Below are 20,998 nucleotides of genomic sequence, written 5' to 3'. Positions count from 1 at the left end.
TCTTACTTCTTGGACGGGGACTTGGGCCGCTGCGGACCCTTGCGCTGTCCGGACTGGGCCTTGCTGCGGGTGCCGTTACCGGGCTTGGAGACGGCCTTCTTCGAGCCGGCGGCCGGGGCGTCCGCCGGCTCGTCGGACTTGGTCAGCGACGGAGACTCCGTCTCCTCACCGGCCGACTTCGTACCACCCGACTGGCGCTGCGCCTTGGTCTGCCGCTTGGGCTGCTGGCGCCGGGGAGCGGTGGCGGTGGTCGCACCGTCCTCGGCCCCGGCCTGCGCGACGGCGGCGCTGTCGCTCCTCACCACGGAACCGTCGGACTGGGCCGCGAGACCCGTCTTGTTCAGACCGTTGATGAACTTGCGCTCGAACTCGTTGCGGTCCCGACCCTTGACGACGATCGCCTTGACGATGGCCTTCTCACGCCGGTTGCGGGTCTTGCCGTGGTGCGTGACGTGCTTGAAGAGCCGCTCCAGGTAGGCGGCCTGCGCCTTGGAACCCGGGGTCGGGTTGTTGTGGATGACGTACATCTGCTGGCCCATGGTCCACACGTTGGTGGTCAGCCAGTAGACGAGGACACCGACGGGGAAGTTGATACCGAAGATGGCGAACATGACCGGGAAGACGTACATCAGCATCTTCTGCTGCTGCATGAACGGCGTCTTCACCGTCGTGTCGACGTTCTTGGTCATCAGCTGGCGCTGCGTGTAGAACTGCGACGCCGACATCAGGATGATCATGACCGCGGTCACCACACGGACGTCGGTCAGCGAGGCACCGAGCGCGGCGACCTTGTCGCTGCTGTCCATGAACTTCGCGGCGAGCGGCGCGCCGACGATGTGCGCCTTACGGGCACTGGCCAGCAGCTGATCGTCGATGACGCCGATCGTCTTGCCCGTCGCGATGCCGTTCAGCACGTGGTACAGGGCGAAGAAGAACGGGGACTGCGCCAGGATGGGAAGGCACGAGGAGAGCGGGTTGGTACCCGACTCCTTGTACAGCTTCATCATCTCTTCGGACTGGCGCTGCTTGTCGTTCTTGTAGCGCTCCTGGATCTTCTTCATCTCGGGCTGGAGCGTCTGCATCGCCCGGGTCGCCTTGATCTGCTTCACGAAGAGCGGGATCAGGCAGATACGGATCAGGATCACCAGGGACACGATGGACAGGCCCCAGGCCCACCCGGTGTCAGGCCCGAAGATCGCCCCGTACACCGTATGGAACTGGACGATGACCCAGGAGACGGGCCAGGTGATGAAACTGAAGAGGCTGGCAATCGTGTCCACTAATCATGCTCCTTGGGCATGGGGCGAGGTCTCTGCGGCCGGGACCGCCGGCATGTTCCCGTCGGTGGCCGTTTCGGCGGCGGAGGGCCCGCCCTTGCGCGCACGCCAGGCGTTGCGCAGCATCTCGTGCCACCGCGGACGCTTGCGCGGCGGGACATGGTCCACACCGCCGAGCGACCACGGATTGCACCGCAGGATGCGCCACGCGGTGAGCGCCGTTCCCTTGATCGCACCGTGCCGGTCGATGGCCGTGTAGCCGTAGTGGGAACACGACGGGTAGTACTTGCACACCGGCCCGAGCAACGGGCTGATGGTCCACTGGTACAGCTTGATCAGAACCAGCAGCGGGTACTTCATCGCGCGCCCCCTCCCAGTAGCCGTCGAAGGGCGGCATCCAGGTCTCGGGCCAGCTGTGCGTGATCGGCGTCGCCCGCACCGGGCAGCGCTCGTACGACTACCAGGCTACCGGGGGGCAGCAGGGCGACTCGGTCGCGCATCAGATGGCGAAGTCTGCGCTTCACCGTGTTGCGGACGACCGCGCCACCCACCGCCTTGCTCACGACGAAACCCGCACGTGACGGGGGAGCGCTCTCCCCTGGCACGTGCGGGTCCGTGGCACCGCTACGTAGATGGACGACGAGAAGCGGGCGTCCAGTGCGACGCCCTCGTCGTACCGCGGTCGCGAAGTCCTCGCGCCGCCTCAGCCGGTTCTCGGTGGGCAGCACGATGTCATGACCTGACCGGAATCAGGCGGACAGACGGGCGCGACCCTTGCTACGGCGAGACGCGAGAATCGCGCGGCCGGCACGGGTGCGCATACGCAGCCGGAAGCCGTGGGTCTTCGCGCGACGACGGTTGTTCGGCTGGAAGGTGCGCTTGCTCACTCGGGGGCTCCAGAAAGAATCAGTAGTGGCGGGGTGCCGTCCTGGCTGTCACCGTGCGCCCACGAGTAGCTCGCAGTTACGCTCGAGTGCACCGCTTTCCGATCACCCTTGACGTGATCTGTGCCCTTCGGAGGCAGGCGGCAGCAGCCATCGACAACTCGACCTGGTCACGGTACGCGCGACTACGCCATCCGGTCAAACCAGCCGCTCCCGAGAGACACTGTCCACAGCCTGGGGACAACGACTTGAACCGCAGCCGTCGCGCTGACTACCGTGACTGGACTCCGATTCGTTCCCATGTCCCCCGCCCCACCCGTTTTGGATACCGACCCGTCCCGCACCACACGTTCGTGGGACCTGTGAGAGAGCGTGCCCTGTGGCTGACGTACCTGCCGATCTTGCCGCAGTGTGGCCACGAGTTCTGGAGCAGCTTCTCGGTGAGGGACGCGGACAGGGCGTCGAGGTGAAGGACGAGCACTGGATCCGGCGCTGCCAGCCACTCGCACTGGTCGCGGACACCGCCCTGCTCGCCGTGCCGAACGAGTTCGCCAAGGGCGTGCTCGAAGGGCGCCTCGCCCCGGTCGTCAGCGAGACGCTGAGCCGCGAGTGCGGCCGCCCGATCCGTATCGCGATCACCGTCGACAGCTCCGTCGGCGAGTCCCAGGCCCCCGCGCCCGCACCGGCGCCGCGCTACGAGGACCAGGAGCTGCCCCCGGGCCAGGGCGGCGGCTACGAGGGCTACGGCCGGCGCCGGGCGGACCTTCACCGTCCCGCCCGCCCCGACCAGTTCCCGGGCGCCCAGGGCGACCAGCTGCCGCCCCCGCGCACCGGCCCCCAGCCGGCGGACGGCGGCGACCACCTCCCGGCCGCGCGCCCCGCCTATCCCTCCGAGTACGCGGAGTACCAGCACCCCGAGCCCGGCGCCTGGCCGCGTCACCACCAGGACGACTACGGGTGGCAGCAGCAGCGGCTCGGCTTCCCCGAGCGGGACCCCTACGCCTCGCCCTCCCAGGACGCCTACGGGCCGCAGGACACCGGATACGGCCACCAGGACGCCTATCCGCCGGCCAAGGACTCCTACGCGCAGGACTACCGTTCCCCGTCGATGGAGCGCCCGCCGTACGACCAGCCGCGCTCCGACTACGACCCGTCCCGCGGCGACTACGACCCGCGCGACTACGACCAGCGCGATGCCGGCCGCCGTGAGCCGCCGGAGCCGACCGGCGCCGGCCAGGCGCACCGCGGCGGCCCGATGGGCCCGAACCTGCCCGCCACCGGCGCCCCCGGCCCGTCGGCCGCGAAGCCCGCGCCGGCGGCCGGCCCCGGCGAGCCGACCGCGCGCCTGAACCCCAAGTACCTCTTCGACACGTTCGTCATCGGCGCGTCCAACCGCTTCGCCCACGCGGCCGCGGTCGCCGTCGCCGAGGCACCCGCCAAGGCGTACAACCCGCTGTTCATCTACGGGGAGTCCGGGCTCGGCAAGACCCACCTGCTGCACGCGATCGGCCACTACGCGCGCAGCCTGTACCCGGGTACGCGCGTGCGGTACGTGAGCTCCGAGGAGTTCACCAACGAGTTCATCAACTCCATCCGCGACGGCAAGGGCGACAGCTTCCGCAAGCGCTACCGCGAGATGGACATCCTGCTCGTCGACGACATCCAGTTCCTCGCGGACAAGGAGTCGACGCAGGAGGAGTTCTTCCACACCTTCAACACCCTCCACAACGCCAACAAGCAGATCGTGCTCTCCAGCGACCGGCCGCCCAAGCAGCTGGTGACGCTGGAGGACCGGCTGCGCAACCGGTTCGAGTGGGGCCTGATCACCGACGTCCAGCCGCCCGAGCTGGAGACCCGCATCGCGATCCTGCGCAAGAAGGCGGTGCAGGAGCAGCTGAACGCCCCGCCGGAGGTGCTGGAGTTCATCGCCTCCCGGATCTCGCGCAACATCCGCGAGCTGGAGGGCGCGCTGATCCGGGTGACGGCGTTCGCCTCGCTCAACCGGCAGCCGGTGGACCTGGGCCTGACGGAGATCGTCCTGAAGGACCTGATCCCCGGCGGCGAGGACACGGCCCCGGAGATCACGGCGCCGGCCATCATGGCGGCCACGGCCGACTACTTCGGCCTCACCGTCGAGGACCTGTGCGGCACCTCGCGCGGCCGGGCCCTGGTCACCGCCCGCCAGATCGCCATGTACCTCTGCCGTGAGCTGACGGATCTGTCGCTGCCGAAGATCGGCGCCCAGTTCGGCGGCCGCGACCACACGACCGTGATGCACGCCGACCGCAAGATCCGTGCGCTGATGGCCGAGCGACGCTCGATCTACAACCAGGTCACGGAGCTGACCAACCGCATCAAGAACGGCTGAGGACAGACACAGAGCGGCGCTCAGGGCGCCTCCGGGAGCGGATCCCGGAGGCGCCCTGAGTCGTTGCGGCCCACGCCGTGGGCCGTTGCGGCGTCCGCCCCCGAGCCGTTGTGGCGTCCGCGGTTGTTCGAATCCGCGCCGGGTTACGGCCGCCCTCCACAGATTCGCCGAGTATTTTCCATCCACATCCTGGGGACCCGGAAGTTGTCCAGACGGCATCCACAGGCTGTGCGGTCGATCCACTATCGCCCCAGCTCAGAGGCCTGTGGAATGGTGGACGAAGACTCTCCACAGACTGTGGACAACGCCACTGTCCACAAGTCGTGGCCTGGGTTGTCCACCGGCAACCCACAGGTTGGGAGCTGTTGTCCCCAGTGATCGGCCGCTTCTCCACATGGCTGTCCACTGTTCGGCAACGCGACGCCCCCGGTCACCGCGTCGAGTGAAAGCCGTCACACCAAGGTCCGCGATTGGCATGTGGGAAACCTGGGTAAAGCTGGGGACGCAGCTGGGGAGAACTGCCCTCGGGCTGTGGGCGAGGTGTGCAGAACTTCCCGTTCTCCACAGAGACGCCGAGTTGTCCACCGGTCCCACCCACAGGGCCAGTGGACAAAATCTCCGCGCTGAGCTGGGCAAACGTGGTTATCCACGGTATCCACAGGCCCTACTACTACTGACAACCAGAGAGAGTGCGGAATCCGTTTCGAAGCGGGTCCTGTGCACAACTCGAGCTCTCGAGCCCGACCTCCCCTCAGCACGACTTGACCCCGACAGGCGCCTACTGTCAGTGCCGTGCGTCAGACTGGTCCCCGGTGTCCTTCCCGTCCCAGTGGGCGGCGACACCGAGTCGGAGGACTCAGTAGCAACAGCAGGAGGCGGCTTACGGTGAAGATCCGGGTGGAACGCGACGTACTCGCGGAGGCAGTGGCCTGGGCGGCACGCAGCCTTCCGGCCCGTCCGCCGGCGCCTGTTCTCGCCGGCCTGCTGCTCAAGGCGGAGGACGGCCAGCTGAGCCTGTCCAGCTTCGACTACGAGGTCTCCGCGCGGGTGTCCGTCGAGGCCGAGGTCGAGGAGGAGGGCACCGTCCTCGTCTCCGGCCGCCTGCTCGCCGACATCTCGCGCGCCCTGCCCAACCGTCCCGTGGAGATCTCCACAGACGGTGTACGGGCGACGGTGGTCTGCGGTTCCTCGCGCTTCACCCTCCACACCCTGCCGGTGGAGGAGTACCCGGCGCTCCCGCAGATGCCGAACGCGACGGGCACAGTGCCCGGCGAGGTCTTCGCCTCCGCCGTGCAGCAGGTGGCGATCGCGGCCGGCCGCGACGACACACTGCCCGTGCTGACTGGTGTCCGCATCGAGATCGAGGGCGACACCGTCACGCTGGCCTCCACCGACCGCTACCGCTTCGCGGTCCGCGAGTTCCTGTGGAAGCCGGAGAACCCGGACGCCTCCGCGGTCGCCCTGGTGCCCGCCAAGACCCTGCTGGACACCGCCAAGGCGCTGACCAGCGGCGACAGCGTGACCCTCGCGCTGTCCGGCTCGGGTGCCGGTGAGGGCCTGATCGGGTTCGAGGGTGCCGGGCGACGTACGACCACGCGTCTGCTGGAGGGCGACCTCCCGAAGTACCGCACCCTGTTCCCGACGGAGTTCAACTCCGTTGCCGTCATCGAGACCGCCCCCTTCGTGGAGGCCGTCAAGCGCGTGGCGCTGGTCGCCGAGCGCAACACCCCGGTGCGTCTGAGCTTCGAGCAGGGCGTGCTGATCCTGGAGGCCGGCTCCAGCGACGACGCACAGGCTGTGGAGAGGGTCGACGCGCAGCTGGAGGGCGACGACATCTCGATCGCCTTCAACCCCACGTTCCTGCTGGACGGCCTCAGCGCGATCGACTCCCCGGTGGCCCAGCTGTCCTTCACGACGTCCACCAAGCCGGCGCTGCTCAGCGGCAAGCCCGCGCTGGACGCCGAGGCGGACGTGGCCTACAAGTACCTGATCATGCCGGTGCGGCTGAGCGGCTGACCGGGCTGACGACCGGGCGCGTTTCCGCAGGTGGCGGCCCCGGGTCCGGGCATACGCATGAGCGCGTATGCCCACGGATGTGCGCGAGCGTCCGGGTCTAGGCTCGGACGCGGGTACGAAAGTGCCGCAACGCCACGTCGTGAAACCTAAGGAACGCAACTGATGGAGCTCGGTCTCGTCGGCCTCGGCAAGATGGGCGGCAACATGCGCGAGCGGATCCGCCGCGCCGGCCACACCGTCCTCGGATACGACCGCAACCCGGACCTCGCCGATGTCCACAGCCTGGAAGAGCTTGTGGGCAAACTCCACGGCCCGCGCGTGGTCTGGGTGATGGTCCCGGCCGGCGAGCCCACCCAGGGCACGATCGACGCCCTCGCCGAGCTGCTGGAGCCCGGCGACGTGGTCGTGGACGGCGGGAACTCCCGCTGGACGGACGACGAGAGGCACGCCGAGGAGCTGGCCGCCAAGGGCATCGGTTTCGTCGACTGCGGCGTCTCCGGCGGCGTGTGGGGCCTGGAGAACGGCTATGCGCTGATGTACGGCGGCGACGCGGAGAACGTCGCCAAGGTGCAGCCGGTCTTCGACGCGCTCAAGCCGGAGGGCGACCTCGGCGCGGTGCACGCCGGCAAGGTCGGGGCGGGCCACTTCGCCAAGATGGTCCACAACGGCATCGAGTACGCGATGATGCAGGCCTACGCCGAGGGCTGGGAGCTGCTGGAGAAGGTCGACTCCGTGGAGAACGTCCGCGAGGTCTTCCGGTCCTGGCAGGAGGGCACCGTCATCCGCTCCTGGCTGCTCGACCTGGCGGTCAACGCCCTCGACGAGGACCAGCACCTGGAGCAGCTGAGGGGTTACGCGCAGGACTCCGGCGAGGGTCGGTGGACCGTGGAGGCGGCCATCGACAACGCGGTGCCGCTGCCCGCGATAACGGCCTCGCTGTTCGCGCGGTTCTCCTCGCGGCAGGAGGACTCGCCGCAGATGAAGATGATCGCCGCGCTGCGCAACCAGTTCGGCGGTCACGCCGTGGAGAAGAAGTAGTCCACCGGACCGCCTCGCGGTCCGCAACGCCGGGGGAGGTCGGCGAACGACCATGCACGTCACGCATCTGTCGCTGGCCGACTTCCGCTCGTACGTCCGGGCCGAGGTCCCGCTCGACCGGGGTGTCACGGCGTTCGTCGGCCCCAACGGCCAGGGCAAGACGAATCTCGTCGAGGCGATCGGCTACCTGGCCACGCTCGGCAGCCACCGGGTCGCCTCCGACGCGCCGCTGGTCCGCATGGGCGCCGAGCGCGCGGTGGTCCGGGCGCAGGTGCGGCAGGGCGAGCGGCAGCAGCTGGTCGAGCTGGAGCTGAACCCCGGCCGGGCCAATCGCGCCCGTATCAACCGGTCCTCGCAGGTCAGGCCGCGGGACGTGCTGGGCATCGTGCGGACCGTGCTGTTCGCGCCCGAGGACCTGGCCCTGGTCAAGGGCGATCCCGGGGAGCGGCGGCGGTTCCTCGACGAGCTGGTGACGGCGCGCTCCCCGCGGATGGCGGGGGTGCGCTCCGACTACGAGCGGGTGCTCAAGCAGCGCAACACGCTGCTGAAGTCGGCCGCGCTGGCGCGTCGGCACGGCGGCCGTTCGATGGACCTGTCCACGCTGGACGTGTGGGACCAGCATCTGGCGCGGGCGGGCGCCGAGCTGCTCGCCCAGCGTCTGGATCTGGTCGGCGCGCTGGAGCCGCTGGCCGACAAGGCGTACGAGCAGCTGGCTCCCGGCGGGGGTCCGGTGGTGCTGGAGTACAAGCCGTCGGCGCCGGGCGATGCACACACGCGTGAGGATCTCTTCGCGCAGCTGACGGCCGCGCTCGCGGATGTCCGCAAGCAGGAGATCGAGCGGGGTGTGACGCTGGTCGGGCCGCACCGGGACGATGTGGTGCTCAGGCTCGGTCAGCTGCCGGCCAAGGGATACGCCTCGCACGGCGAGTCCTGGTCGTTCGCGCTGGCGCTGCGTCTGGCGTCGTACGACCTGCTGCGCGCGGAGGGCAATGAGCCGGTGCTGATCCTCGACGACGTCTTCGCGGAGCTGGACGCCCGTCGCCGTGAGCGGTTGGCGGAGCTGGTGGCGCCCGGTGAGCAGGTGCTGGTGACCGCCGCGGTGGACGACGACGTGCCGCATGTGCTCGCGGGTGCGCGGTTCGCCGTGTCGGACGGGACGGTGGAGCGCGTATGAGCGGCGAGCGGGAGCCGGGCCGGGGAAGGGCGCCCGAGCCGTCGGGCGTGGACCTCGCGCGTGTGGCGTTGCGCGCGGCGAAGGAGGCGGCACGCGCGCGTGGGGACGCGGCGCAGCAGCGCAGGCAGGTGCGGCGTGGTGGTCTGCGTTCGGGCGCGCGGGCCGACGGTCGTGATCCGATGGCTCTCGGCGCCGCGATCAACCGGCTGATCACGGAGCGCGGCTGGGAGGCGCCGGCCGCGGTGGGCGGTGTCATGGGGCGCTGGCCGCAGATCGTCGGGGCGGATGTGGCCAAGCACTGTGTGCCGGATCGGTACGACGAGGACGAGCGGGTGCTGACGGTCCGCTGCGACTCGACGGCGTGGGCGACGAATCTGAGGCTGCTCGCGCCGACGCTGGTGGCCCGGCTCAACGAGGACCTGGGGCACGGCGCGGTGCGGGCGATCAAGGTGTTCGGGCCGGGCGGCGGGGGTCGCCGGTACGGTCCGCTGCGGGTGCCGGGCGGTACGGGGCCCGGCGACACCTATGGGTGACAGACGTCACACGAGCAGGTCGTGGCGGCCGTCTCGGGGCGGATGGGGGCCGTCGTTCGAACATCCGCACGCTCTTGCGAATCCCGGCCTGACCCGGGTGTAGCGAAGTGTTGACGCCCGGAAGCGCTGAGTGCCGCTGTGAGCCTCTTGGAGCCCCCTTCTGCATATCGGGACCCGGCCAAGACCGGTTGAGGGCGCCACATGCGTACTCAGGTACCGGCAAACCCCCATCACTGTCAGCGCTACCGGTAGAATGGAAGCCAATCCCGCCCCACTCGTGGGGACCGTCCGGGAAAAGCTGAGCAACGCTGATCAAGGCTTACCAACGCAACATGCCGCAGCCGCTCCGGCAACCCTCTCCCGGAGGGGGCACCCCCAGGAGTCCGGCTCGTGCTGTGCCAGAAAGGGCGCTTCGTGGCCGATTCCGGCAACCCCAACGAGAACATCCCGTCCGCCGAAGCCGGCGTGGACGGGGCCGCATCCTCGAACGGTGAGGTCACGGCCTCCTACGATGCCAGCGCGATCACCGTCCTGGAGGGCCTGGACGCGGTCCGCAAGCGACCCGGCATGTACATCGGTTCGACCGGTGAGCGGGGCCTGCACCACCTTGTGTACGAGGTGGTCGACAACTCCGTCGACGAGGCGCTGGCCGGGTACGCGGACACCATCGACGTGACGATCCTGGCCGACGGCGGCGTGCGTGTGGTCGACAACGGTCGTGGCATCCCGGTGGGCATCGTCCCCTCCGAGAACAAGCCGGCCGTGGAGGTCGTGCTGACCGTGCTGCACGCGGGCGGCAAGTTCGGCGGCGGCGGCTACGCGGTGTCCGGCGGTCTGCACGGTGTGGGCGTCTCCGTCGTGAACGCCCTGTCCAGCAAGGTGTCCGTGGACATCAGGACGGACGGCCACCGCTGGACGCAGGAGTACAAGATGGGCGTCCCGACGGCGCCGCTGGCCCAGCATGAGGAGACGACCGACACCGGCACTTCGGTGACGTTCTGGGCCGACCCGGAGATCTTCGAGACCACCGACTACTCCTTCGAGACGCTGTCGCGGCGCTTCCAGGAGATGGCGTTCCTCAACAAGGGCCTGACGATCAGGCTCACCGACGAGCGTGCGTCCGCGAAGGCCACGTCCGGGGCGGACGAGGCGGGCGCGGACGAGAAGGACGAGGTCAAGGCGGTCACCTACCGCTACGACGGCGGCATCGTCGACTTCGTGAAGTACCTCAACTCCCGCAAGGGGGAGGTGGTGCACCCCTCCGTCGTGGACCTGGAGGCCGAGGACAAGGACAAGAGCCTGTCCCTCGAGGTCGCGATGCAGTGGAACAGCGGTTACAGCGAGGGCGTCTACTCCTTCGCCAACATCATCCACACCCATGAGGGCGGTACGCACGAGGAGGGCTTCCGGGCCGCGCTGACCTCGCTGATCAACAAGTACGCGCGCGACAAGAAGCTGCTGCGGGACAAGGACGACAACCTCACGGGTGACGACATCCGCGAGGGTCTGACCGCGATCATCTCGGTCAAGCTGAGCGAGCCGCAGTTCGAGGGCCAGACCAAGACCAAGCTGGGCAACACGGAGGCGAAGACCTTCGTCCAGAGGGCCGTCTACGAACACCTGAACGACTGGCTGGACCGCAACCCGGTCGAGGCGGCGGACATCATCCGCAAGGGCATCCAGGCGGCCACCGCGCGTGTGGCGGCCCGCAAGGCCCGCGACCTCACCCGCCGCAAGGGTCTGCTGGAGTCGGCGTCCCTGCCGGGCAAGCTCTCCGACTGCCAGTCGAACGACCCCATCAAGTGCGAGATCTTCATCGTCGAGGGTGACTCCGCCGGCGGCTCCGCCAAGTCCGGCCGGAACCCGGAGTACCAGGCGATCCTCCCGATCCGCGGCAAGATCCTCAACGTCGAGAAGGCACGCCTGGACAAGATCCTGCAGAACCAGGAGATCCAGGCGCTGATCTCCGCGTTCGGCACGGGCGTGCACGAGGACTTCGACATCGAGAAGCTCCGCTATCACAAGATCATCCTGATGGCGGACGCCGACGTCGACGGCCAGCACATCAACACCCTGCTGCTGACCTTCCTGTTCCGCTTCATGCGGCCGCTGGTCGAGGCCGGGCACGTGTTCCTCTCCCGTCCGCCGCTCTACAAGATCAAGTGGGGCCGGGAGGACGTCGAGTACGCCTACTCCGACCGGGAGCGCGACGCGCTCCTCGAGATGGGCCGCCAGCGCGGCAAGCGGGTCCGCGAGGACTCGATCCAGCGCTTCAAGGGCCTCGGCGAGATGAACGCCGAGGAGCTGCGCGTGACCACCATGGACGTCGACCACCGGGTCCTCGGCCAGGTCACCCTCGACGACGCCGCCCAGGCCGACGACCTGTTCTCCGTCCTGATGGGCGAGGACGTCGAGGCCCGCCGGCAGTTCATCCAGCGCAATGCCAAGGACGTTCGCTTCCTCGACATCTGAGTCGGTCTCAGCTGACCGCACCAGGAAGGACCCTCACCAGCAATGGCCGACGAGAACATTCCGTCCACGCCTGAAGAAGACGGCGAGACCACCCTCCGTATCGAGCCTGTCGGCCTCGAGACGGAGATGCAGCGCTCGTACCTCGACTACGCGATGTCCGTCATCGTCTCGCGTGCGCTGCCGGACGTCCGGGACGGGCTCAAGCCCGTCCACCGTCGCGTGCTGTACGCGATGTACGACGGGGGCTACCGCCCCGACCGCGGCTTCTACAAGTGCGCCCGTGTCGTCGGCGACGTCATGGGCAACTACCACCCGCACGGCGACTCCTCGATCTACGACGCGCTGGTCCGCCTCGCGCAGCCGTGGGCGATGCGGATGCCGCTGGTGGACTCCAACGGCAACTTCGGCTCTCCGGGCAACGACCCGGCGGCGGCCATGCGCTACACCGAGTGCAAGATGGCGCCGCTGTCGATGGAGATGGTCCGCGACATCGACGAGGAGACCGTCGACTTCACGGACAACTACGACGGCCGCTCCCAGGAGCCGACCGTCCTGCCCTCCCGCTTCCCGAACCTGCTGATCAACGGCTCGGCCGGTATCGCGGTGGGCATGGCGACCAACATCCCGTCGCACAACCTGCGCGAGGTGGCCTCCGGCGCCCAGTGGTACCTGGAGAACCCGGAGGCCTCCCACGAGGAGCTCCTCGAGGCGCTGATCGAGCGGATCAAGGGCCCGGACTTCCCCACCGGAGCGCTCGTCGTCGGCCGCAAGGGCATCGAGGAGGCGTACCGCACCGGCCGCGGCTCGATCACCATGCGTGCCGTGGTCGAGGTCGAGGAGATCCAGAACCGCCAGTGCCTGGTGGTCACGGAGTTGCCGTACCAGGTGAACCCGGACAACCTCGCGCAGAAGATCGCCGACCTGGTGAAGGACGGCAAGATCGGCGGCATCGCGGACGTCCGCGACGAGACCAGCTCGCGCACCGGTCAGCGCCTGGTGATCGTCCTGAAGCGGGACGCGGTCGCCAAGGTCGTCCTGAACAACCTCTACAAGCACACCGACCTCCAGACGAACTTCGGCGCCAACATGCTGGCGCTGGTCGACGGCGTGCCGCGCACGCTGTCGCTGGACGCGTTCATCCGCCACTGGGTGACGCACCAGATCGAGGTCGTCGTCCGCCGTACGCGGTTCCGGCTGCGCAAGGCGGAGGAGCGGGCGCACATCCTGCGCGGTCTGCTGAAGGCCCTGGACGCCATCGACGAGGTCATCGCCCTGATCCGGCGCAGCGACACCGTCGAGACCGCCCGCGGGGGCCTGATGAGCCTGCTGGAGATCGACGAGATCCAGGCCAACGCCATCCTCGAGATGCAGCTGCGGCGACTGGCCGCCCTGGAGCGGCAGAAGATCGTCCAGGAGCACGACGAGCTCCAGGCCAAGATCAACGAGTACACCCAGATCCTCGCCTCCCCGGTCCGTCAGCGCGGGATCGTCAGCGAGGAGCTGGCCGCGATCGTCGAGAAGTACGGCGAGGACCGCCAGACGAAGCTGATCCCCTACGAGGGCGACATGTCCATCGAGGACCTGATCGCCGAGGAGGACATCGTCGTCACGGTCACCCGGGGCGGCTACATCAAGCGCACCAAGACCGACGACTACCGAGCCCAGAAGCGCGGCGGCAAGGGCGTGCGCGGTACGAAGCTGAAGGAAGACGACATCGTCGACCACTTCTTCGTCACCACCACGCACCACTGGCTGCTGTTCTTCACCAACAAGGGCCGGGTGTACCGCGTGAAGGCCTACGAGCTGCCGGACGCCGGCCGGGACGCGCGCGGTCAGCACGTGGCGAACCTGCTGGCCTTCCAGCCGGACGAGGCGATCGCCCAGATCCTCGCGATCCGCGACTACGAGGCGGCGCCGTACCTGGTGCTCGGCACCAAGGCGGGCCTGGTCAAGAAGACGCCTCTGAAGGATTACGATTCGCCTCGCTCCGGTGGCGTCATCGCGATCAACCTGCGCGAGCAGGAGGACGGTTCCGACGACGAACTGATCGGAGCCGAGCTGGTCTCCGCCGCGGACGACCTGCTTCTGATCAGCAAGAAGGCGCAATCGATCAGGTTCACCGCCACGGACGACACCCTGCGTCCGATGGGCCGTGCCACCTCGGGTGTCAAGGGCATGAGCTTCCGCGGGGGCGACGAGCTGCTCTCGATGAATGTTGTTCGACCCGGTACGTTCGTGTTCACTGCCACGGACGGCGGGTACGCCAAGCGGACGCGGGTCGACGAGTACCGCGTCCAGGGTCGCGGTGGCCTCGGCATCAAGGCTGCCAAGACCGTGGAGGACCGCGGTTCGCTCGTGGGGGCGCTGGTTGTCGAGGAGACCGACGAGATCCTCGCCATCACGCTCTCGGGTGGCGTGATTCGTACGCGGGTCAACGAGGTCAGGGAGACGGGCCGTGACACCATGGGCGTCCAACTGATCAATCTGGGGAAGCGCGATGCCGTCGTCGGTATCGCACGTAACGCCGAGGCGGGGCGCGAGGCGGAGGAAGTCGACGGCGACGTGGCCGTGGACGAGATCGCCGAGGAGGCCGCGACCAGCGGCACGGACGAGGGCGGGGTGCCCTCGGCCGAGTAGCACGAGGAGAGAGTCATCGTGAGCGGAGCCACGGGCGCCGGATCGGCCGGTACCTCCACTGGTACGGATGCGAACGGCGGCGGCCGTGGCTCCGCCGCGTCTGCGACGGACACGCGTACGACCAATCTGCAAGCGATCAAGTCGCCCACGACCGACGCACACACGCCCCACACCCACGGATCCCAGGGGGGAACGGTGACGGACACCCGAGGCCCGCAGGCCCAGCAGGTGAACGCCGCGGCCGGCCAGCAGGCGGCGGGCTCTCCGCTGCCGGGAGAGCGGCAGCAGCAGCCCTCCGGGCCGTACCACCCGCCGCAGGCCTACCCGTCGGCCGAGTCCGCCTCCCAGGCGGTGCGCCGGCCGCGTACGGGCGCGCGTACCGCACCGCGCACCCGCAAGGCCCGGCTGCGCGTGGCCAAGGCCGACCCGTGGTCGGTGATGAAGGTCAGCTTCCTGCTCTCCATCGCCCTGGGCGTCTGCACGGTCGTGGCGGCCGCCGTGCTGTGGATGGTCATGAACGCGATGGGCGTGTTCTCCACGGTCGGCGGGACGATCTCCGAGGCCACCGGCTCCAACGAGTCGAACGGCTTCGACCTCCAGTCCTTCCTGTCCCTCCCCCATGTGCTGATGTTCACGTCGATCATCGCCGTGATCGATGTGGTGCTGGCGACGGCCCTCGCGACCCTCGGAGCGTTCATCTACAACCTCTCCGCGGGCTTCGTCGGCGGTGTCGAGCTGACGCTGGCCGAGGACGAGTAGACCGGCCGACCGCGCCTGCGCGGGTGTCGCGAAACGTCCGCTGACGGTCCTCCGACAACCGATTTTGGGACTGCCCCCCTCGTGCGCTAATCTTCAGGAGTCAGCGCGCGGGACACCACCGCAGAGCGCGGCGGGGCTATAGCTCAGTTGGTTAGAGCGCATCCCTGATAAGGATGAGGCCACAGGTTCAAATCCTGTTAGCCCCACAACGGCATAGCGCCAGCTCAGATGGCCGGTAGATCCCCTCGATCTACCGGCCATCTACATTTGCCGATCTTGGTATCCCGCTACTACCCCGTAACTTCTGCGCGGCCCGGCGGTTGAACGTTCACTGGCCGCTACAGCTACATGTAGGAGATCCGGCAGCACCGTAGGTACAGTGCGCGTGGGGAGGCGGACGGACCGGTTCCTGTCCGCCTGACGCACAGCCCCATGACAGGCCCGGCCGGGGTTCTTGGTATCCCCCCCCCCTGGAGTTACGCCCCCTTCCCTGGAGATCGGCGGGGGACGCCCCCCTCAGGACAGTAAACCGCCCCGCCCTCCAATACGGAGGACGGGGCGATCGTGCTCAGCCACACGGGCGAGCACTCCCGGAGCCACGGACGCACATCACGTAGCCCCGGCGCCGCTCCCCACCCAGACCGCAGACGAGGAACGGCAGCCCTCTACCGCTCAGCAAGATCGTAGAATTTGCCCAGACAGGCAAAGACACCAGGTGAAGATCATTACAGCGTGGTCGGGTGCCCCTCGACCCGATGCCCGACTGGGTAGCAGCCCGCCGCCGGGAGATCGGGACACGCATCCGCACAGCTCGACTGGCGGCGAACCTGACCCAGATGCAGCTGGCAGATCGCATCGGCCGCGAGCACCGAACCATCCACCGCTGGGAGTACGCGCAGCGGGAGCCGAACCTCAGCGACCTGCTACTCATCGCCGATGCTGTTGGCGTCGACCTCGAGGACCTGGTGCGCACATGAACAGGCCCCACCCCCGATGCGGAGCGGGGGCGGGGCCGCGGTGTGTGCGGGTTAGGCGCTGATCGCGCCCACCTTCACGGCACCGAGGAACGTGCCCCAGGCCGCGGGCGAGGCAGCCGCCGCGCCGCGGGGACGGTCTTTGGTGTCCCGGAAGAACGCGCCTGACGACGTCTTGGCGACCTCGATGCAGGCGCCGTTGCCGGTGCTGTAGCTCGATGTACGCCAGGGCAGAGTGCTGTCCATGTGCTCACCTTTCACTGGTGCTTGATACGTGGTGGGCGGCCGTCCGAGCCCCAGGAGACGGCCACCCGCCCGCCGCAGCGCGTACCTGCGCGCGGCGGGAGTCTTCAGCGCGCCGGCCGGAGCGGGTAGGTACGGGGGCGTTCCGCTTCCGGGGGGCGCTTGCAGAGCCGCTTGTGCAGGTGGATGTCCGCCCCGGCGGCGGATGCGCCAGGGATAATCTCCGTGTCGTACTCCTCGCCGGGCTTGATCGGCTGGCCGCAGCGCGCGCAGATCATCGCCGTCCTTCCCGCACGAGCCGGGTGAGGCCGCGGCCGATCTCGCAGCCGGGCGCGGCCGCGCAGCACTCGGCGCAGCCGGGCGCGTGGTCGAGGAGCGCACGGTACGCGCGTTGGCCGGTGCGGGGGCGGCACTCGCGGCAGGAGCGCGGGTACCAGCGCATCCGGGCGCTGTCGGCATCGTCGGAGATCGGGCTGAGCTGTTCGCCGTAGTCAACAGCGGTCTCGGCGGTCAGCGGGCCCGTGCCGCACCATACGCAGGCCCGGCCGCGTACTTGCGCGTCCTTCAGGTCCTCGAGGGCTGGCAGGCCCAGCAAGGTGAGGACGGCGGCCGGCACTTCCAGTAAGCCCTCTGCCGGGCCGGGGGCGGGAACGGTACGGTTCGTCATGTCGGCGCTCCTCCGGGCGTCGGCCACAGCCTCGGGAGGTGTCCGCCTCGCCGGGGCTCTGTTGTCCCCGCCGACGCTAGGAGTGTGGTGTGCAACACATCCAGCGATGTTCACAGATGTTCACACCAACTGGAATGAGCAGCCTGATGGCCGACGCGCTCCTTGACTCAGCTCCCACGACTGGCCGAGCCTGATGCACATCCGTGAACATGGCGAGCATTGGAGACTGAGGTGTCACTACGGTTCGTCGGCATCGACCCCAACACCGGGCAAGGCGAAAGCCCGACCGTGTGGGTCGACGAGAGCAAAGGTGAGTTGGTCATCCAGGGCTGGAAGCCCGACGCGCAGACGGAGGCGGAGTGCGCCGCCTTCAAGGTGCCGGGCCATGCAGCAGGCATCCCAGAGCACGAGCAGGTAGTGCGGGTACCGGCCCGCATGGTGCCGATCTTGAGGAAGGCGTGCGATGCCGCAGAACGTGCCCAGCTGGGATGAACTCCTCGACAGCGCACAACGGTCAGCCGTCCACCTGGAGATGCGGGACGCATACGGCGTCGCCAGCGAGGCCGCAGACTTCGCCCACTGGAAAGGCACCGGGGAAGTCGACGACGACCCCGACTCGCCCAACTGGGCGCCCTGGACGCGGCTGATCCACCGCACCGTCGCGCGGGGCGTCCTGGTGCGCCGTGCACGGATCGTGTCCGAGCCGGTGAGCGACTACATCCGGTACGAGCACGCCGGCACCGCCGCCAACGTGGCCGCCGGCGAACAAGTCCGATGGCTTCCACGCCGCCAGGCGTCCGCGATCGCCCTTCCGGGGAACGACTTCTGGCTGATCGACGGCTGCCTGATCCGGTGGAACCACTTCACCGGCGACGGCGCCAGCGCGCCCGGCGAGATCAGCGAGGACCCGGCCGCGGCCCAGCTCTGCGCCAACGCATTCGAGGCGGTGTGGGCCCGGGCGATCCCGCACGACGAGTACAAGATCAGCTAGAACGAAGGGTCCAGCCGCACGACATGCCGACGTCCCCATCTTCCTCAGCCCAGGCCGCGCGTGAACGCGTTGCGCGACGCCTGCGGGACCTGCGGGCCGACGCAGGCCTCACGGGAACTGAGCTGGCTGTGCGCTGCGGCTGGACCCACCCCAAGACCAGCCGAATCGAGAACGCCCGCACACCACCCACCCCGGACGACATCCGCCGATGGTGCCAGGCGTGCGACGCCGAGGACCAGGCGGCGGACATCATCGTCGAGTCCCGCGACGCCGAGTCCGCATACACGGAGTGGCAGCGCACGGTCCGCGCCGGCCTGAAGCGACTACAGGACAGCTACGTTCGCCTGTACGAGTCCACGGAGCTGTTCCGGATCTACTCGCCGACGCTGGTGCCCGGGCTGCTCCAGACCGAGGGATACGCGCGGGCCGTGCTATCTGCCACCGCCGAACTACTCGATCTGCCCAACGACGCGGACGAGGCCGCGGTGGCACGGGTACAGCGGTCGCAGATCATCCACCGGCCGGGGCGTCGCTTCGTCATGGTGATCGAGGAGAGCGCCCTCTCCTACCAGCTCGGTGACCCTGCCGCGATGGCCGCACAGCTCGGCTACCTGCTCACCGCCGGCGCTCTGCCCACGGTGTCGCTGGGCATCATCCCCTCCAGCACGCAGCGCGGACTGTGGCCACAGGAGCTGTTCCACGTCTACGACAACCAGCTGGTGTCCGTGGAGCTGATGGCGGCCCGGGTCCGCATCACGCAGCCGTCCGAGGTGGCCCTGTACCTCAAGGCGTTTGAGCAGCTACGGAGCATGGCGGTGTACGGCGCCGATGCGCGGGCGCTGATCCTGCGCGCCATCGAGGCCCTGCACTGACTCCAGGGCATGACGAAACGGCCCCGCCCTCCCACCAGGGGAGGACGGGGCCGTGATGCTGTGTCAGCGGACGAAGAAGGCAACCACCGCGGCGGCCAGGCCGAGGACGCCAACGATGGCGCCGAGCTGTGCGAGCGGCCACCGGCCCGACTTCAGGGCCTCGACCTCCGCACGCAGGGCCTTGATCTCGTCGTCGCGCTTCTGGAATTCGCTCTCGGTGTCGGTGCGGAGCTGGCGAACGTCGGCGTCGGTACGGTTCGTGCGCTCGACCAGGACGCCGAGCTTGCCGTTGATCTGCTCCAGGCCCGTGCGGATCTCCCCTCGCAGTTCGGCCAGTTCGACAGCGAGGTTCGTCGTCGGGTCCGGGGCCGCGGTCATCATGACCTACTTCGTGACGGTCTCGGTCAGGCCCGGCCCTTCGCTGCCGCCGCTGGTCGCGATCGCGGTGAGCACGGCGAGCACCGCGGCGAGCCCGCCGGCGCCCACTGCGCCCTGCCAGGGCGCGTCGAGCAGGCCGAACGAGCCGCCCGTGAGGACGGCGAGCGTGGACTGGGCGAAGGTGCGCACCGATCGTTCGCCGGTGGCCTTCCAGAAAGCGCGAGTCAGCATGGCGGTTTCCCCTTTGTCAGGTGGTGGGCTTGGCGTAGGCGAGGCGGTGCAGGGCGGCCCAGCCCTGCGGTCCGATCGCGGGGTCCCGGGTGACGCCCTTCGAGCGGTACTCGGGGTGCGCGTTGTGGAACGCGATGACGCCGTCCTGCGTCTTCGCCCCGTAGTTCGGCGACTCCGGCACGGACTTGTCCATGAGCCCCGCGGCCTTGAGCGCCCGCTGCAACGGCACGGCCGACGGGCTGGTCTTGTTGGGCCCGAGCCCGGCCGGGAAGGCTGGCGGCGTGTACGAGCCGCTGCTCGAAGTGCTGCCCATGTCGGCCCACTTGCGCAGCGCGGCACGGTCGGCGAACTGGCCGACGTTGGTGTCGACGGGCCGGTCGGTGTACTGGTGGAACAGCCACTCCGCCTTGATCCGGGGCTGCCCGGCGGTGACGTAGTCGGCGATCCACAAGGCGTCGCCCGCGTTCGACGTCGTATCCCGGCGTAGCCAGTAGTCCTGATTGCAGTACAGGCCGACCCGGTGCGTGCTGCCGCGGAGCTTTTTCACCTCGGCGAGGAACCGGTCCTTGTCCGCGCATGAGACCCCGGGGTCTTCCCAGTCGGCCCACAGCGGGTCGCCCTCGAGGGACGCGCACTTCTCGACGAAGTACCGCGCCTGGGCGGCCATGTCGCCGGGGCGCAGGAAGTGGTAGAACCCGACGACGCATCCGGCAGCGCGTGCGTGCGCGGCCTGCGCGCGCATCTTCGGGTTGATGTACGAGACGCCCTCGGTGGCCTTGACGAACACGAAGTCGCTGCCGCTCGTGCTGTACGTCTCGGACTGGTACGAGCTGACGTCGATGCCGCGGCAGGTGGCCATCAGCTGGTCACCTCCTGGCCCTCGTTGGACGCGGCGACGACGGCCCAGTTCTTCGCCTTCCACAGGTCGTCGAGCGCCTTCGTAACCTCCGGCCCGGCCAGCGTCTCCGCGAGCTCGTGCGCCAGGTCGTGGAACGGCCGGGACACCCTCTGGAGGTGGACGGGCAGGTGGTCGTAGCGGAAGTTGCGGAGCATCCGCGCCGTGGCGGGGTGGATCTCTGCGGCCATGAACGCCTCCAGGAGGGCATAGAGAAAGCCCCGGGCCGGTCGGCGCGGGGCGGGTGGGGGCAGGGCTAGGCGATCGCAGTCCACGCAAACGGCTGCCCGCTGAAAGCGGTGCTGCGGAGCGCGCGGATGGAAAACCCGGTGGTCGTCACGCCGCTGACCGCGTACATCAACGTCGTAGTGCCGCCCACAGCCGGGGCACTAGCCTGCGGCGTGACATGGACGACAGGCGTTGTCGCGAACGGCTGCGGGAAGACGACGTCAGCCTGAACCCACTGGTTGGCGGTGGCCGTCGTCCAGGTGAGCGAGACTGTGCCGTTCTGGTCGTTGCGGGCGGCGAGGCGTTCGGCAGTGATCCGCATACCGGGCTGCCACGCGGTGGCCTGTACAGCCACAGGCGT

22 protein-coding genes, 1 tRNA gene and 1 pseudogene are annotated in these 20,998 nt (G+C 68.8%); 13 read left to right on the top strand and 11 right to left on the bottom strand.

Going from position 1 to position 20,998, the window contains the following annotated elements; all coding sequences use genetic code 11:
- Nucleotides 1-2: 2 nt before the first annotated feature.
- From yidC to rpmH, 4 genes are read right to left on the bottom strand one after another with little or no spacing between them, the layout of a single operon-like run.
- Nucleotides 3-1,280, bottom strand: coding sequence for a membrane protein insertase YidC (yidC, locus tag ACTYVM_RS05540; RefSeq protein ID WP_445524826.1), 1,278 nt, complete (start codon nt 1,278-1,280; stop codon nt 3-5).
- A gap of 3 nt (nt 1,281-1,283) precedes the next feature.
- Nucleotides 1,284-1,637: a membrane protein insertion efficiency factor YidD gene (yidD, locus tag ACTYVM_RS05535; RefSeq protein ID WP_445524825.1), complete on the bottom strand. Its 354-nt coding sequence runs from the start codon at nt 1,635-1,637 to the stop codon at nt 1,284-1,286.
- The gene (rnpA, locus tag ACTYVM_RS05530; protein ID WP_445524824.1) at nt 1,634-2,005 is read right to left on the bottom strand and encodes a ribonuclease P protein component; all 372 of its coding nucleotides are present in this window, start codon (nt 2,003-2,005) and stop codon (nt 1,634-1,636) included. Before rnpA ends, yidD begins: the two co-directional genes overlap by 4 nt.
- A gap of 21 nt (nt 2,006-2,026) precedes the next feature.
- A complete protein-coding gene (gene rpmH, locus ACTYVM_RS05525; protein ID WP_003956500.1) occupies nt 2,027-2,164 on the bottom strand; it encodes a 50S ribosomal protein L34 in 138 nt (45 codons plus the stop codon).
- A 376-nt stretch (nt 2,165-2,540) separates the two neighbouring features.
- On the opposite strand from rpmH, the gene dnaA reads away from it, so the two are divergent.
- The 10 genes from dnaA to ACTYVM_RS05475 all read left to right on the top strand — a co-directional run bounded on the left by dnaA (nt 2,541) and on the right by ACTYVM_RS05475 (nt 16,135).
- The gene (gene dnaA / locus ACTYVM_RS05520; protein ID WP_445524823.1) at nt 2,541-4,529 is read left to right on the top strand and encodes a chromosomal replication initiator protein DnaA; all 1,989 of its coding nucleotides are present in this window, start codon (nt 2,541-2,543) and stop codon (nt 4,527-4,529) included.
- Nucleotides 4,530-5,414: 885 nt separating this feature from the next.
- Entirely contained in the window at nt 5,415-6,545 is a 1,131-nt protein-coding gene (gene dnaN / locus ACTYVM_RS05515; protein ID WP_400030445.1) for a DNA polymerase III subunit beta, read from the top strand.
- A 162-nt stretch (nt 6,546-6,707) separates the two neighbouring features.
- Nucleotides 6,708-7,583 (top strand): phosphogluconate dehydrogenase (NAD(+)-dependent, decarboxylating), encoded by an 876-nt coding sequence (gnd, locus tag ACTYVM_RS05510; RefSeq protein ID WP_445524822.1) that lies wholly within the window; start codon nt 6,708-6,710, stop codon nt 7,581-7,583.
- Between the two features lie 52 nt (nt 7,584-7,635).
- Nucleotides 7,636-8,757, top strand: coding sequence for a DNA replication/repair protein RecF (recF, locus tag ACTYVM_RS05505; RefSeq protein WP_445524821.1), 1,122 nt, complete (start codon nt 7,636-7,638; stop codon nt 8,755-8,757).
- Nucleotides 8,754-9,290, top strand: a complete 537-nt coding sequence (locus ACTYVM_RS05500) for a DciA family protein (RefSeq protein WP_445524820.1) — start codon at nt 8,754-8,756, stop codon at nt 9,288-9,290. The genes recF and ACTYVM_RS05500 overlap by 4 nt, the downstream gene beginning before the upstream one ends.
- Before the next feature lie 390 nt (nt 9,291-9,680).
- Nucleotides 9,681-11,762, top strand: coding sequence for a DNA topoisomerase (ATP-hydrolyzing) subunit B (gyrB, locus tag ACTYVM_RS05495; RefSeq protein ID WP_445524819.1), 2,082 nt, complete (start codon nt 9,681-9,683; stop codon nt 11,760-11,762).
- A gap of 42 nt (nt 11,763-11,804) precedes the next feature.
- The gene (gene gyrA / locus ACTYVM_RS05490; protein WP_445524818.1) at nt 11,805-14,399 is read left to right on the top strand and encodes a DNA gyrase subunit A; all 2,595 of its coding nucleotides are present in this window, start codon (nt 11,805-11,807) and stop codon (nt 14,397-14,399) included.
- An 18-nt stretch (nt 14,400-14,417) separates the two neighbouring features.
- On the top strand, nt 14,418-15,158 hold the full coding sequence (locus tag ACTYVM_RS05485; protein ID WP_445524817.1) for a DUF3566 domain-containing protein: 741 nt from the start codon (nt 14,418-14,420) through the stop codon (nt 15,156-15,158).
- A gap of 132 nt (nt 15,159-15,290) precedes the next feature.
- Nucleotides 15,291-15,364, top strand: a tRNA-Ile gene (locus ACTYVM_RS05480).
- Between the two features lie 549 nt (nt 15,365-15,913).
- Complete coding sequence (locus ACTYVM_RS05475) at nt 15,914-16,135, top strand: helix-turn-helix transcriptional regulator (protein ID WP_445524891.1); 222 nt, start codon at nt 15,914-15,916, stop codon at nt 16,133-16,135.
- Between the two features lie 51 nt (nt 16,136-16,186).
- On the opposite strand, the gene ACTYVM_RS05470 is transcribed toward ACTYVM_RS05475, so the two are convergent.
- On the bottom strand, nt 16,187-16,378 hold the full coding sequence (locus ACTYVM_RS05470) for a DUF397 domain-containing protein (RefSeq protein WP_445524816.1): 192 nt from the start codon (nt 16,376-16,378) through the stop codon (nt 16,187-16,189).
- 271 nt (nt 16,379-16,649) lie between these two features.
- Nucleotides 16,650-17,042 carry a hypothetical protein gene (locus ACTYVM_RS05465; RefSeq protein WP_445524815.1) on the bottom strand — a complete coding sequence of 131 codons (393 nt, stop codon included), beginning with the start codon at nt 17,040-17,042 and terminating at the stop codon, nt 16,650-16,652.
- A 231-nt stretch (nt 17,043-17,273) separates the two neighbouring features.
- Between ACTYVM_RS05465 and ACTYVM_RS05460 the strand changes: the two genes are divergently transcribed.
- The 3 genes from ACTYVM_RS05460 to ACTYVM_RS05450 are packed head-to-tail and all read left to right on the top strand — an operon-like array spanning nt 17,274 to nt 18,905.
- Nucleotides 17,274-17,534: a hypothetical protein gene (locus tag ACTYVM_RS05460; protein ID WP_445524890.1), complete on the top strand. Its 261-nt coding sequence runs from the start codon at nt 17,274-17,276 to the stop codon at nt 17,532-17,534.
- Complete coding sequence (locus tag ACTYVM_RS05455; RefSeq protein ID WP_445524814.1) at nt 17,506-18,033, top strand: DUF6879 family protein; 528 nt, start codon at nt 17,506-17,508, stop codon at nt 18,031-18,033. Before ACTYVM_RS05460 ends, ACTYVM_RS05455 begins: the two co-directional genes overlap by 29 nt.
- Nucleotides 18,034-18,056: 23 nt before the next feature.
- Nucleotides 18,057-18,905 (top strand): helix-turn-helix domain-containing protein, encoded by an 849-nt coding sequence (locus ACTYVM_RS05450; protein WP_445524813.1) that lies wholly within the window; start codon nt 18,057-18,059, stop codon nt 18,903-18,905.
- Nucleotides 18,906-18,968: 63 nt separating this feature from the next.
- Here ACTYVM_RS05450 and ACTYVM_RS05445 read toward each other — a convergent pair whose 3' ends face one another.
- The 5 genes and pseudogenes from ACTYVM_RS05445 to ACTYVM_RS05425 all read right to left on the bottom strand — a co-directional run bounded on the left by ACTYVM_RS05445 (nt 18,969) and on the right by ACTYVM_RS05425 (nt 20,992).
- The gene (locus ACTYVM_RS05445; protein WP_445524812.1) at nt 18,969-19,286 is read right to left on the bottom strand and encodes a hypothetical protein; all 318 of its coding nucleotides are present in this window, start codon (nt 19,284-19,286) and stop codon (nt 18,969-18,971) included.
- A 3-nt stretch (nt 19,287-19,289) separates the two neighbouring features.
- Nucleotides 19,290-19,514, bottom strand: coding sequence for a holin (locus tag ACTYVM_RS05440; RefSeq protein WP_445524811.1), 225 nt, complete (start codon nt 19,512-19,514; stop codon nt 19,290-19,292).
- A 316-nt stretch (nt 19,515-19,830) separates the two neighbouring features.
- Nucleotides 19,831-20,373 (bottom strand): annotated as a pseudogene (locus ACTYVM_RS05435) (glycoside hydrolase family 25 protein); the annotation flags it as partial.
- On the bottom strand, nt 20,373-20,600 hold the full coding sequence (locus tag ACTYVM_RS05430) for a hypothetical protein (protein WP_445524810.1): 228 nt from the start codon (nt 20,598-20,600) through the stop codon (nt 20,373-20,375). The gene ACTYVM_RS05430 and the pseudogene ACTYVM_RS05435, both read right to left, overlap by 1 nt.
- Nucleotides 20,601-20,665: 65 nt before the next feature.
- Nucleotides 20,666-20,992: an H-type lectin domain-containing protein gene (locus ACTYVM_RS05425; protein ID WP_445524809.1), complete on the bottom strand. Its 327-nt coding sequence runs from the start codon at nt 20,990-20,992 to the stop codon at nt 20,666-20,668.
- Nucleotides 20,993-20,998 lie beyond the last annotated feature (6 nt).

The organism is Streptomyces cyslabdanicus (genome assembly GCF_052663305.1).
The sequence above is the reverse complement of the archived record's forward strand: the minus strand, read 5'-3'. Positions and strand labels throughout refer to the sequence as shown.